Below are 12,756 nucleotides of genomic sequence, written 5' to 3' on the forward strand. Positions count from 1 at the left end.
TAAGCAGGGGGAAGTGACCGTATGACGGACAGAGCATTATGGGAAAAGGCAGTTCGGTTTCATGGGCATGAGTGCCCGGGGCTGGCCATCGGCGTGCGCGCGGCGGTGCTCGCCCTGGAGGCCCTGAAAACAGGCGCGTCCGAGGACGAGGAGCTCGTCTGCGTGACGGAAAACGACGCCTGCGGCGTGGACGGCGTCCAGGTGCTGACGGGCTGCACATTCGGAAAAGGCAATCTTGTCTACCGCGGCACGGGAAAGCAGGCGTTCAGCTTCTTTAACCGCAAAAGCGGCAAAAAAATACGGCTTTATCTGAAGCCGTTTCAAGGCCAGATGAGCCGCCCCGAGCGCCAGGAGTACATCCTGGACGCGCCCGCGGATGAAATATTTTCAATTGGCGAGCCGGCCTTCGAGCCGCCGGAAATGGCGCGGCACTTTGCTACAGTCACCTGTCAGGTCTGCGGCGAGGGGGCGCCGGAGCATAAGATTCGTCTTCAGGAAGGCAAAACGGTCTGCCTCGATTGCTTCAAGCCTTACGACCGGGGACTGTGAGAGGAGGGACGCTTGTGTACGAGAATTTAAGCGCCGCCCAGCTGCGCGAAAAGCTGAAGGAGCAGCAGGAGCTGTTTGAGGAGGTCACGGAAGAGCGCATGATCATCCTTGGCCAGGGGAACATTCATTTGCCCGGTTCAACCGTGGTGAAATACCAGAACGAACTAAAGGAGATTCAGGAGAACATCGAGCTTTTGGAGAGCCTTATCAAAGAGGCAAAGGACTGAACGGCGCTTGACGCGCATCGGCATACGTACAATACAGGCCCGTGGGGCGGCGTGACCGCTCCCGCGGGCCTTTGTCATGCTCTGCTTTTCATGCAGAGCTCCATGAATTTCCGCATCGGGACGGTCAGAAACTTATTCTTATGATAGACAATTTTAAAGGTGCGCCGGAATTGCAGCGCTTTTACCGGCAGCGCGCAGAGCAGGCCGGAGGCGGCATCCCGCGCGACGGCCCTCGCCGATATCACCGAGACGCCGAGGCCCGCCGCCACGGCCGCACGGATGGTGTCGGCGTTGTTGCAGGTCCAGGCCTCCCGCCAGGACAGCCCGTTTAACGCCATCGTGTCCTCAAAGGTCTTGCGCGTACCGCTGCCCTTTTCCCGCACGATAAAATCTTCCTTCTCCAGTTCCTCCGGCATGACGGCCGAAAGGCCGGCAAACCGGTGCGTCCTGGCGCAGACAAGCGTCAGCTCGTCGTCCATCAGCGGGTGGACGACGATATCCGGCGACACGGTGTCCCCCTCCACGATCCCAAAATCCAGCTGGTCCGTCATGATCAGGTGCTCGATCTGCCGCGTGTTGTCCTCCACCACCCGCACCGCTGTCCGCCTGTTTTCCTCCTTGAAGGCGGAAACGAGCCGCGGCAGCACATACGCCCCGACGGTGACGCTGGCGCCGAGCCTGATCGTGCCGCTTTCCCGGAGCAGCTTCATGTCCTTTTCTACGTCGTCGTTCATCCGGAGCATATGACGGGCGTAGCCGAGCAGCTTTTCGCCGGCCTCGGTCAGGTAGAGCTTTCTGGACAGCCGCTCAAAGAGGCGGACCTCATAATTTTTTTCAAGCTCGGCGATCGCCTGGCTGACCGCCGGCTGCGACATGAAAAGGCTTTCGGCGGCCGCCGTCATATTCATGGCGTCGCAGACGGCGACGAATATCTGATAATGCCGTAAGGTCAAGTCCCCATCTCCTGCATTAGTAATACTTATTATAACGATAAGATAATAGTATTTTACTTATTATAAGTCAAGTCATATACTGGCCGCAGGAGATGAAAGCAATGAAAGCGTTGGCAAAAAAGCTCCCGGGAATCGTTCTGGCCGGTATCATCGCCGTGCCCGCCTGGCTGATCGGGTCCGCGGTGCCGGTAATCGGCAGCCCTGTGCTGGGCATCCTGTTCGGCATGATACTGGCGTTCTGGCGGCGGCCGGATATCTTTAACGACGGCATCAGCTTCACGTCGAAAAAGCTGTTGCAGTATTCCATCATCCTGCTGGGCTTCAGTATGAACCTGTTCAGCGTCTTCAGGGCCGGCGCCCAGACGCTGGCGCTGATGGCCTTTACGCTGACAGCGGCATTTGTCACGGCGTATCTGGCGGGGAAATGGCTGAAGCTCGACGGCAACACGAAAACGCTGATCGGCGTGGGCACCGCCATCTGCGGCGGCTCGGCCATCGCCGCCACGGCGCCGGTTATCAAGGCGGACGACGAGGAGGTGGCTCACGCCATATCGACCATCTTTCTTTTCAATGTCATCGCCGCCTTTCTCTTCCCGCTGCTCGGCCATGTCTTTCGGATGAGCGACGTCAATTTCGGGCTCTGGGCGGGGACCGCCGTCAACGACACCTCGTCCGTCATCGCCGCCGGGTATACCTACAGCGCGGCGGCAGGCGATCTGGCCGTCATCGTCAAGCTGACGCGGACCCTGATGATCGTACCTGTGACGCTGGTGCTGGCGGTACATACCTCCCGGAAGACGGCCTCCGGCGGGGACCGCGCGTACAGCCTCCGAAAGATATTCCCCTGGTTTGTGCTGGGTTTTCTGGCCACGTCCGTCGTCAGCACCTTCGTGCCGCTGCCCCCGGCAATCTATTCGGGCCTGTCGGCGGCGGGCAGATTCGCCATCGTCATGGCGATGGCAGCCATCGGGCTGAACACCCACGTGGTAAAGCTCGTCAAAAGCGGCGGAAAGCCGATCCTTCTCGGCTTTGTCTGCTGGGTCGTGCTGGCCGCGGCCTCCCTCGCCGTGCAGTATCTGATCCTGAAGGTATAGTTCCTGCCGGAAGATGTGCTTTGCGGAGCTTTTTCATCGGTCTGTTGTTTAAACAACAGACCGATTTATCATACTAAGCTATAATCAAAGTATAAGGAGCGGGGCACGAGGGCCCCACCGGCTATAAGGAATCGGAGGTGCGGCTGTGGAAAAGACAATACGTCTCTCATCGTCAATACACGACATTTGCAGCGAATATCCGGAGGTCAAGCAGATCATGCAGGATCTGGGCTTTAAGGACATCACGCTGCCGGGCATGCTGAACACCGCCGGACGGTTTATGACGCTGCCGAAGGGCGCCGCCATGAAGGGCATCAGCCTGGACCGCGTCCGGGAGGAATTCAAAAAACACGGCTTTACGGTACAGGAATAATGTGAGGAGGGTCAGCGATGAGCGAAGTCATTAACAACAGGGAATACCGGCAAAAGGTGCTCAAGGAGATCATCCTCGAGCTGCACGGCGGCAAGTCCGTCGAAGAGGTCAAGGCGCGGTTCGAGGAGCTCATTCGCGGCGTATCGGCTGCCGAGATCGCCGAAATGGAACAGGCCCTGATCCGCGAGGGCATGGAAGTGCGGGAGATCCAAAATCTGTGCGACGTCCACGCGGCGGTGTTCAAGGGCTCCATTGAGGAGATACATCGGGAAAATAAGCCGGAGGAAACGCCCGGCCATCCGGTGCACACATTTAAGCTTGAAAACAGGGCCATCGAAAAGCTCATCCGCGAAACGATTACGCCGCTGCTCGCCAGGCTTAAAGCCGGCGGGGACGGGGAGAGCACGGCGGCGCTGGCCTCGGCGCTGGAGACGCTGTCCGCCGTTGACAGGCATTACGCCAGAAAGGAAAACCTGCTCTTTCCCTTCATGGAAAAGTACGGCATCACCGCGCCGCCAAAGGTCATGTGGGGCGTGGACGACGAGATCAGGGCCGCCCTGAAGGAGGCGTTGGCACTGGCCAAGGCCGGCCCGGGCGCCGCCCAGCAGGCCGCCGCCAAAGCGGAGGAAGCCGTCACCAAGGCGACCGAGATGATCTTCAAGGAGGAAAACATCCTGTTTCCCATGGTCCTGGAGACGCTGTCGGAGGACGAGTGGCTTCAGATCAGGGACGACAGCGCCGAGCTCGGCTTCTGCCTCGCCGAGCCGGGCAGCCAATGGAAACCCGCGAGGGAAAACGTGGAGGGCAAGCTGCAGTCTCAGGGTGAGGCGCCGTCCGGCGGCGGGTATATCCGCTTTGAGCCGGGGATTCTGTCGCCGGAGGAGATCAAATGGATATTCAACACGCTGCCCGTGGACATCACCTTTGTCGATAAGGACGGCGCCGTCAAATACTTCTCGCAAGGCAAGGAGCGCGTCTTCGCGCGGCCCGCGTCGGTCATCGGCCGCCAGGTTGCCAATTGCCACCCGCCGGCCAGCATCCACATCGTTGAGAAAATTGTCGAGGACCTGAAAAGCGGGCAGAAGGAGCATGAGGATTTCTGGATCAAGATGGGGGAGCAGCTCGTCTATATCCGGTACTTCGCGGTCCGCAATGACAAGGGCGAATTTCTTGGCATCATGGAGGTCACGCAGAATATAAAGCCGCTCCAGGACATCACCGGCGAGAAGCGGCTCATGTCGGAATAGGAGGAACAAGGATGAACGGACACATACTCAAAAATATCGACTTTGAAAAGGAACTGGAGCTTGGCGCGCTCGTGGATTACCAGCAGGGGCAGGTCGTCAGCAGGACGCTTGTCCAGAACGACGCCGTCAGCGTCACACTGTTTTCCTTCGACCAGGGCGAGGAGATCAGCGCCCACAAGTCCGACGGAGACGCGATGGTCACCGTTTTGGAGGGCACCGCCCGCATCACCATCGGCGGCACAGAGCATTCGGTCAAAGCGGGGCAGACCATCGTGATGCCGGCCGGGATTTCTCACGCCGTGGCTGCGGACGGAAAATTCAAAATGCTGCTCGTGGTCGTCTTCCCCCAATAACGCGAGACTTCGGAGCCCCGCAGGCGTTCGGCCTGCGGGGCTCCCGCGCACTCAAAACGCTTTTGCCGGGAGATTGCCTATAGTTTTATATATTGAATATATGTTCAAAATAATAAAAATGTAATTATTATCATCAATTTTTGCCAATATGTTGCATTTACAACCGCCTTTTGACAGCGAATGGCATATTATCCGTATATAGAGACTATGGAGGGGATCATATGAGAAATCTCGACTTACTCAGAAGGCAGCATGACGAAATCCTGGCGATCATCGGCGATATCGAGGGGCTCATCAGGAAAAACGATCCGGCAAAGACAGCCCCGGAGATGGCGCTGGCCGTCAATACGCTGTCGGGGAAGCTGAAAATGCATCTGCTGTCGGAGGACCAGCATCTTTACCCTGCGCTGATGGACAGCAGTGACCCGGCGCTGAAATCGACGGCGTCGGATTTCTACGCGGAGATGGGCCATCTGGCGGAGACGTTTGCAAAATTCGTCCAGGACTATAACGTCCCGGCCAAGATACTCCGGGATACCGGTAAATTCGCCGCCGACAGCAAAAAGGTATTCGATGCCGTGAAAAACAGGATCAGCCGGGAAAGCAGCCGGCTGTATCCGCTGGCGGAAGGCTGACCGGATGGTCCTGTCGGCGGAATTAACAGATATTTTATACAAATTGAATTTACAACGCCGAACAAAATGAGTATCATTGAGATATCATAATAATGGCTTAAGGCAGATTCGAACGTATGAAATGGCTGTCGCATCTGAAAACGATCAATCATCACAAGCGGCTCGTGATGCACTACTGCTTCAGGGTGGGGCTCTACCGCCAGGGGCTGACGCATGACCTGTCAAAGTATACCCCGGTGGAATTTATCGCTGGCGCGCGGTATTACCAGGGCTTTCAAAGCCCCAACAACATGGAGCGGAAGGTCCGGGGATACAGTGCCGCTTGGCTGCATCACAAGGGGCGCAACAAGCACCATCTGGAATATTGGATCGATTACGCCTCTGGGGAGCCCTCCGGGCTCGCGGGCATGGAGATGCCGGTCCGGTATGTGGTGGAGATGTTCTGCGACAGGCTCGCCGCCAGCCGGACCTACCGCCGCGAGCAGTACCGCGACGGCGACCCCTACGACTACTACATGCGCTCCCGCGACGCCTACGTCATGCATCCGAACACCCGCGCGCTGCTGGAGCGGCTGCTTATCATGCTCCGGGATAAGGGGGAGGAGGAGACTCTCGCCTTTATCAGCCGCGAGGTCCTGCACCGCGCAAAGAGAGTTTAAAAATTAAAACAAAAAAAATCACGGTATGATACCGTGATTTTTCGTTATTCTATAAAGACCCGGAGCGGGCTTGTCACGCCGTTTTTTCAGCGGGCGCGCTGGCCTGGCTGTCGACGCTGTGCATGTGGACGGCCAGCTCCACGACCTTGGTGGAATAGCCGATCTCGTTGTCGTACCAAGCCACCAGCTTTACAAAGGTGTCGTTGAGGGAAATGCTGGCCTTTTCGTCAAAAATGCAGGTATGCGTGTCGTCAATGAAATCCGTCGATACGGCGTCGCAGTCGATGTATTCGATGATGCCTCTGAAATCCGTTTCGGAGGCTTTTTTGATCGCGGCGCAGATCTCGTCAAAGGTGGTGCTCCTGGCGAGCTTTGCCGTCAGGTCGACGACCGAGACGTCCGAGGTGGGAACACGCATGGAAATACCCGTCAGCTTGCCCTTCAGCTCCGGAATGACGAGGCCGACGGCCTTTGCCGCGCCGGTGGAGGAGGGGATGATGTTGTTCATAATGGTGCGGCCGGCACGCCAGTCCTTGCCGGAAGGACCGTCAACAGTCTTCTGCGTGGCTGTCGCGGCATGAATCGTCGTCATCAAACCTTCCACAATGCCGAAGTTGTCGTTGATAACCTTGGCCAGCGGTGCCAGGCAGTTGGTGGTGCAGGAGGCGTTGGAGACAATGTCCATATCGCCGGTATATTTCTTGTGGTTGACGCCCATGACAAAGGTCGGAATATCGTTGGCGGGGGCGGAGATGATGACCTTCTTCGCGCCGGCCTGGAGGTGCTTTTCCGCCTTCTCCCTGGAGGTGAACATGCCGGTGGACTCCACAACGTATTCCGCGCCCATCTTTGCCCAGGGAATATTAACTGGGTCCTTTTCGGCCGAAATCTGGATTTTCTGCCCGTTGACGACAAGGCAGCCGTCCTCGGTGTCGATGGTGCCCTGAAATCTGCCGTGCACCGAATCGTACTTGAGCAGATAAACCATATAGTTGAGGTCGACAAACGGATCGTTGATACCGACGAATTCCACGTCGCCGCGCTCCACGCCTTGCCTCAGCACAAGCCTTCCGATCCTGCCGAAACCGTTGATGCCAATCTTGACCGCCATAAGTATTCCTCCATTTATTAGCCAGCCGTAAAGTTTTTGTTAAATCTCAGATATTACAAACGTGTGATACGTTTGTAATATCATTATAGTACGAATATTTTCTTTTGTAAATAAGATTTTGAAAAATTTAACGACTTTTGGCATGTCTCTGTCGGGGAAAAGGGCTCTCTCGCCATTGATAAAAGGCGGCTGATATGCGAAAAACCTAACGATTGTTAAAATATCTGAGGCAAAATATATCGAATTTAGATTCAATATATTAATACGCGACCACACATCACGAAAAGACCGGGCCGAGGCGCAGAACAATCCGTTACAGCGCTACATAAATTATAAGAGAGAAAGGGAGTGATGCTTATGGCGGGCCTTATTATACCCGCTACAGGAACAACGTTTGTCTCCAGCGCGCTGCCCAATACCAACCTATCGGCGTCAGCCTTGATCGTCGTGGGGACGGACCCGGTCTACCTTGATTCCGTCGGTCTTCTGCAGTTCAGTAATATTTCCCTGCCGTCGGCGCCGGTTGACAGTGCCGCCCTGGTATTGTTTGTGCTATCCAAAACGGGAGCGAACCCGAGTCCGATCATTGTCAACAGGGTGACAGCGCCATTCGATATTGCCAGCGTCACCTACAATACCCAGCCGCCCTATATAGCAACCTCTTCAACAGTAAACGTCACTGTCTGCGATGTATTGGAATACATCGCCATCGATATCACAGCACTGGTAAACGGTTGGATAACCGGCATGTTCCCCAATTATGGGATTGCCTTGACAAACCCCGACGGCACGACGTCCGTTCAGTTTGCAGGCAACGGCGCCGGTGCCGGACGCGAGCCGCTGATTGTCGCTTATACCAACGAGCCGTCAGGTCCGACAGGGCCCACAGGCCCCACCGGGCCTATGGGTGTACCAGGACCTATGGGCGTACCCGGCCCAATGGGCCCAATGGGCGTGCCCGGACCAATGGGTATCCCTGGACCGACGGGAGCGACAGGAGCCGCCGGTGCCATGGGTGTGCCCGGCCCTATGGGTATCCCTGGACCGACGGGAGCGACAGGAGCCGCCGGCGCCATGGGTGTGCCCGGCCCTATGGGTTTGCCCGGACCGACGGGAGCGACAGGCCCCGCCGGCGCCATGGGCGTGCCCGGCCCGATGGGGTTACCCGGACCAACAGGAGCGACAGGGCCCGCGGGTACCGCGGGTGTGCCGGGCCCCACCGGCGACACCGGGCCCGCGGGTGCTGCGGGTGCGCCTGGCCCTACCGGTGATACCGGGCCCGCGGGTGCCGCGGGTGCGCCTGGTCCCACCGGCGATACTGGACCGGCAGGTGCCGCGGGTGCACCCGGCCCTACAGGTGATACCGGACCTACGGGGCCGACCGGTCCCACGGGCGACACCGGGCCTGCGGGAGTTCTCCCAGGCGAGCTTCTGTTCAACGTCATTGGCCCCACAGGCACGGCCACGGTCGGCCTTAACGAAAATTTAATTTTCCAGACCTCTACACTTGATATTATAGTGACGCCCGGTTCCGCCATCGTCACCATAGATGATCCTTCCGTCACCGGTCCAACCGGACCGGCAGGTGCGACCGGCCCGACGGGCGATACCGGCCCCGCTGGTGCGGCAGGTGCGACCGGTCCGACGGGCGATACCGGCCCCGCTGGTGCGGCAGGTGCGACCGGTCCGACGGGCGATACCGGCCCCGCTGGTGCGGCAGGTGCGACTGGTCCGACGGGCGACACCGGCCCCGCCGGTGCGGCAGGTGCGACTGGTCCGACGGGCGACACCGGCCCCGCCGGTGCGGCAGGTGCGACTGGTCCGACCGGCGACACCGGACCCGCTGGTGCGGCAGGTGCGACCGGTCCGACGGGCGACACCGGACCTGCCGGTGCGGCAGGTGCGACCGGTCCGACGGGCGACACCGGCCCCGCTGGTGCGGCAGGTGCGACCGGTCCGACGGGCGATACCGGTCCCGCCGGCACAGCAGGTGCGACAGGGCCGACAGGGGACACCGGGCCCACGGGACCGATAGGACCGACAGGCGACACGGGACCCACCGGAGCCAGCGCGATTATCCCCTTTGCTTCGGGCACCCCCATTACCATGACAACGGTCCTTGGCGGATTGCTGAACACGTCCAGCGCCATCTCTTTTGGCTCTGGAGTCAGTGGAATCACGGTGACCGGTGGAATCCTCGATGGCACAACCCTTACCAATGAAGCCTTTTCCGTCCCCAGGGACGGCACGATCACCTCGATGGCTGCCTTTTTCAGCACGACCGCGGCGCTGACACTCGTCGGCTCGACTGTAACAATTACGGCCCAGCTGTATGCGTCGCCTACGCCGGACAATACGTTTACGGCAGTACCGGGGGCGCTTGTAACTCTGGCGCCGCCGTTTACCGGAGTCCTTGCTATCGGCACGATAAGCGACGGAACCACCACGGGCCTTGCCATCCCCGTGACGACGGGAACCCGCCTGCTGATGGTCTTCACCGCCACTGTCACGGCAGGTCTTGATATTGCCACCGCGATTGTCGGCTACGCCAGCGCCGGTCTCTCTATCGCCTGAGGCACTTAATTCCGGCATCGGCAGATAAACTCAAATAATAAATCCCCCCAACCGTCTCCTGCTTGAAGCGGTTGGGGGGATTTTTTCATGCTTGTTCGGGGCGCACTATTTTCTGAGAGGGTTGATCGGCGTGGAGTGATCCTCCAGGACCCAATCCCAGGGGCGGTTGCCCTTCCAGACCTCGGCGTTCATCTCATTGCTGAGAAGCTCAAGGCTGGAGCCGGGGAACCTCTTGACCATGTGATAGAAGAAGGTGGCCGGGTCGTTCGTGGCGGCGAGCTCCTCTTCCGTGGCGATGAGGTAGTCCTTTGTGTACTTGAAGGCGCTGCCGTCAAAGAGGCAACCTTCCTTCTGATGGCCGGGGATAACGACCTCGGCGCCCATTTTCTCAAGCAGCTCGATATCGGCGATCCACTGTGCGCGCTGCTCGGCGGTGACCTCGCAGGTGAACGGGTGGGCCTGATTGAACAGGACGTCGCTGCCGTATATTGTCTTGATGGAGGGAATCCAGGCAACAGAGTTCCAGCGATAGTCGCCCATGACATGGTCGATAATCTCGATGCGCTCGCCCTCAAGCTCTATGTAGCCCGTCGTCAGGGGGATAATATTCTCGCCCTGCTTGCGGCAGAGGTTGTTTTTGCCCATGACCGGCTCCCACTCGTCCAGCTTGGCCTGATACTGATAGTTGTAAAGCTTCAGGTCTTCCGGCAGCATATAGCATTTGGCGTTCGGGAAGGCCTGCTGGATAACACCCATGCCATAGTAGTGGTCGGGATGGGAATGCGAGGCGAAGATGGCTTTCAGCTCAAGCTGGGTATCAATGATTTCGGCAATGACCCTGTGGGCGTTGGCCAGCGTCCACTGGCAGTCGAGCAGAACGCATTCCTTTTTCCCCATGACGATGACGGACGCGACGTTAAAACCGAATTCATTGCTGAAACAGGCTTTCGTCGCGAGCTTGCCCTCGCCGTGCTTGTTTACAATTACTTCCATGAGATATACCTCCCAAAATATTAATGGCGCTCATCCGGCCCTTTAGTGAAATCTTATAGAAAATAATATACAGGAAATAGCAGTATAACGCAACAATTTTTATTATTCCCGCCCACCCGCCCGCAAGAGGTATAGGGGCTGCGCCCCTATGACCCGCTTTTAATGGGGCTGCGCCCCAAACCCCGCTCGGGGCTGCGCCCCATGCCCCCGTTCGGGGCTGCGGCCCATACCCCGTCTGGGGGTGAGCCCTATGCCCCGGATGGGACTGCGGCCCTGTACCCGTTTGGGACAGCGCGTAAAAAGACCGCTGGGGTGGTTCGGCGCTTGCGTGGCTCTGCTTTGCTGGCAAAGCGGAGCTGAATCCGGAGACTGGGAGCTTGTCCCGGCCTCCGCTGTATGGTATAATAAGCCAAAATGAGTTTCAACTTTTATAGCATTAGAATGGAGTGATATTAATGAGCAAACCGGTCATTTTGGCCATCGTCGGCTCTCTCAGGAGGGAATCGTATAACCGCCAGCTGGCCCTGGCGGCGCAGAAGGCGGTCGGGGACAGGGCGGACTTCCGGCTGCTGGATTACGCCGATATCCCGTATATGAATCAGGACATCGAGTTTCCCGCGCCGGAGGCGATTGCCCGCGTGCGTGCCGAGATTAAATCGGCGGACGGCATCTGGTTTTTTACGCCGGAGTACAACCACTTTTTCCCCGGCGTGCTGAAAAATCTGCTGGACTGGCTGTCGCGGCCCGTGAGCAAGGACGAGCCTCAGGTGCTGGCCGGGAAACCGGCGGCCATCAGCGGCATCACACCCAGTATGGCGGGCACGGCCCTGGCCCAGGATCATCTCGTCACGCTGATCAGCTTCCTTAATATGAAAATAATGAATATTCCGCGCCTGACGATCCCCAACGCCCAGCAGCAGCTCAATCAGGCGGGCGCTCTGGAACTGGCGGCGAGCGCGCCGTATCTGCAAAAGCAGGCTGACGCGTTTCTGAAATTTATTGATTCAAACAAATAATATGGCTGAAAGATAGCTTGTGATTAACGGGCGATCTGTGATCGCCCGTTGTTCCTTTACTTATTAATGTCCTTCATCGCGCCGACCACTTTGATGATCTCCTCCACGGTGGCGAAGCGGTCCCCCGCGTCCTCCGCCAGCATCTTGCTCAGCAGGGCGTTGTAGTCGTACCGCGCGCACAGAGCTTTGCCGCAGTAATCCCCTCCGCAGAGGAGAAACGTATCCAGGGATGCCCTGCTGCCGGTGACCATCTCGTACAAAATCGCTCCCAGGGAGTAAATGTCGGAGCGCTGGTCAATGAGCTCGAGCATGTTGTAGACGACCTCGGGCGCGGAGTAATCCTCCGTGTAGTTGTTGACCCGCTTGTTCTCGGAGATGATCGAGGAGCCGAAGTCGATCAAAAACACGGTATCGGTGGCGTCGATGATAAAGTTGTTCGGCTTCAGGTCCAGATGGCAGTAATTTTTGTCGATGATGTGAAGAAAAGAAATAATGCGCAGCAGCTGCAGAAAGATATCGAGGATCTTGTCGTCGGAGAGCCTGCGGTGCCCCAGATAGCTCGAGAGCAGCACGCCCTTGATGTGGTTCATGGCGATATAGACGGTGTTGTTGTATTCGCCGAAGGCGTCCATATCGGGGATGCGGTTGTTGGAATGATTTTTGCTTTGAATATACGCCAGGCAATTGATCTCGTTGTCAAACAGCTGGCGCATGGCGGAGATATCCGCGTGCTCAAAGATGATCTCCCCCGTGCTTTTCCGGTGGAAATCCAGGTGGAAGGGCGCCAGCTCTTTTAAAAGAACTCTTTTGTTGATGCAGATGTTATTGCCGCCGGTTTCGCAGTAGCGCCGCTCGGCCTCATAGATCAGCGAGGAGCCGCCTCGGGAGATCAGCTGCGTGATGGTGTAGACGTCGTTGCTGAGATGCACGGCGTCTCCGCTTTTTAATGGGATTCGTTTATCCATGGACGCT

Annotated in this window: 14 protein-coding genes; 10 read left to right on the forward strand and 4 right to left on the reverse strand. The window is 57.9% G+C overall.

Going from position 1 to position 12,756, the window contains the following annotated elements; all coding sequences use genetic code 11:
• Nucleotides 1-21 precede the first annotated feature (21 nt).
• Both BUB60_RS17670 and BUB60_RS17675 read left to right on the forward strand, forming a co-directional pair.
• Entirely contained in the window at nucleotides 22-549 is a 528-nt protein-coding gene (locus BUB60_RS17670; RefSeq protein WP_073082239.1) for an FmdE family protein, read from the forward strand.
• A gap of 14 nt (nucleotides 550-563) precedes the next feature.
• On the forward strand, nucleotides 564-776 hold the full coding sequence (locus BUB60_RS17675; RefSeq protein WP_073082242.1) for a hypothetical protein: 213 nt from the start codon (nucleotides 564-566) through the stop codon (nucleotides 774-776).
• Between the two features lie 74 nt (nucleotides 777-850).
• Here the strand turns inward: BUB60_RS17675 and BUB60_RS17680 are convergent, their stop codons facing one another.
• On the reverse strand, nucleotides 851-1,729 hold the full coding sequence (locus tag BUB60_RS17680) for a LysR family transcriptional regulator (protein WP_073082245.1): 879 nt from the start codon (nucleotides 1,727-1,729) through the stop codon (nucleotides 851-853).
• 101 nt (nucleotides 1,730-1,830) lie between these two features.
• Here BUB60_RS17680 and BUB60_RS17685 point away from each other — a divergent pair, with 101 nt between their 5' ends.
• The 6 genes from BUB60_RS17685 to BUB60_RS17710 all read left to right on the forward strand — a co-directional run bounded on the left by BUB60_RS17685 (nucleotide 1,831) and on the right by BUB60_RS17710 (nucleotide 6,090).
• Nucleotides 1,831-2,823, forward strand: coding sequence for a YeiH family protein (locus BUB60_RS17685; protein WP_073082250.1), 993 nt, complete (start codon nucleotides 1,831-1,833; stop codon nucleotides 2,821-2,823).
• 145 nt (nucleotides 2,824-2,968) lie between these two features.
• Nucleotides 2,969-3,196 carry a DUF1858 domain-containing protein gene (locus tag BUB60_RS17690; RefSeq protein ID WP_073082253.1) on the forward strand — a complete coding sequence of 76 codons (228 nt, stop codon included), beginning with the start codon at nucleotides 2,969-2,971 and terminating at the stop codon, nucleotides 3,194-3,196.
• Nucleotides 3,197-3,213: 17 nt separating this feature from the next.
• Nucleotides 3,214-4,443 carry a DUF438 domain-containing protein gene (locus BUB60_RS17695; RefSeq protein WP_073082278.1) on the forward strand — a complete coding sequence of 410 codons (1,230 nt, stop codon included), beginning with the start codon at nucleotides 3,214-3,216 and terminating at the stop codon, nucleotides 4,441-4,443.
• Nucleotides 4,444-4,454: 11 nt separating this feature from the next.
• Nucleotides 4,455-4,796, forward strand: a complete 342-nt coding sequence (locus BUB60_RS17700) for a cupin domain-containing protein (protein ID WP_073082282.1) — start codon at nucleotides 4,455-4,457, stop codon at nucleotides 4,794-4,796.
• A gap of 221 nt (nucleotides 4,797-5,017) precedes the next feature.
• Entirely contained in the window at nucleotides 5,018-5,431 is a 414-nt protein-coding gene (locus BUB60_RS17705) for a hemerythrin domain-containing protein (RefSeq protein ID WP_073082285.1), read from the forward strand.
• Between the two features lie 116 nt (nucleotides 5,432-5,547).
• A complete protein-coding gene (locus BUB60_RS17710; RefSeq protein ID WP_073082288.1) occupies nucleotides 5,548-6,090 on the forward strand; it encodes a DUF5662 family protein in 543 nt (180 codons plus the stop codon).
• A 73-nt stretch (nucleotides 6,091-6,163) separates the two neighbouring features.
• On the opposite strand, the gene gap is transcribed toward BUB60_RS17710, so the two are convergent.
• Nucleotides 6,164-7,201, reverse strand: a complete 1,038-nt coding sequence (gene gap, locus BUB60_RS17715) for a type I glyceraldehyde-3-phosphate dehydrogenase (RefSeq protein WP_073082291.1) — start codon at nucleotides 7,199-7,201, stop codon at nucleotides 6,164-6,166.
• Between the two features lie 357 nt (nucleotides 7,202-7,558).
• On the opposite strand from gap, the gene BUB60_RS20925 reads away from it, so the two are divergent.
• The gene (locus tag BUB60_RS20925) at nucleotides 7,559-9,775 is read left to right on the forward strand and encodes an exosporium glycoprotein BclB-related protein (protein ID WP_073082296.1); all 2,217 of its coding nucleotides are present in this window, start codon (nucleotides 7,559-7,561) and stop codon (nucleotides 9,773-9,775) included.
• Between the two features lie 105 nt (nucleotides 9,776-9,880).
• On the opposite strand, the gene BUB60_RS17725 is transcribed toward BUB60_RS20925, so the two are convergent.
• Nucleotides 9,881-10,768 (reverse strand): MBL fold metallo-hydrolase, encoded by an 888-nt coding sequence (locus BUB60_RS17725; protein ID WP_073082301.1) that lies wholly within the window; start codon nucleotides 10,766-10,768, stop codon nucleotides 9,881-9,883.
• Nucleotides 10,769-11,223: 455 nt separating this feature from the next.
• On the opposite strand from BUB60_RS17725, the gene BUB60_RS17730 reads away from it, so the two are divergent.
• A complete protein-coding gene (locus BUB60_RS17730; RefSeq protein ID WP_073082306.1) occupies nucleotides 11,224-11,784 on the forward strand; it encodes an NADPH-dependent FMN reductase in 561 nt (186 codons plus the stop codon).
• Nucleotides 11,785-11,840: 56 nt separating this feature from the next.
• Here BUB60_RS17730 and BUB60_RS17735 read toward each other — a convergent pair whose 3' ends face one another.
• Entirely contained in the window at nucleotides 11,841-12,749 is a 909-nt protein-coding gene (locus tag BUB60_RS17735) for a serine/threonine protein kinase (RefSeq protein WP_073082309.1), read from the reverse strand.
• Between the last annotated feature and the right edge of the window lie 7 nt (nucleotides 12,750-12,756).

This window comes from Sporobacter termitidis DSM 10068 (assembly GCF_900130065.1).
GTDB classification, from domain to species: Bacteria; Bacillota; Clostridia; order Oscillospirales; family Oscillospiraceae; genus Sporobacter; species Sporobacter termitidis.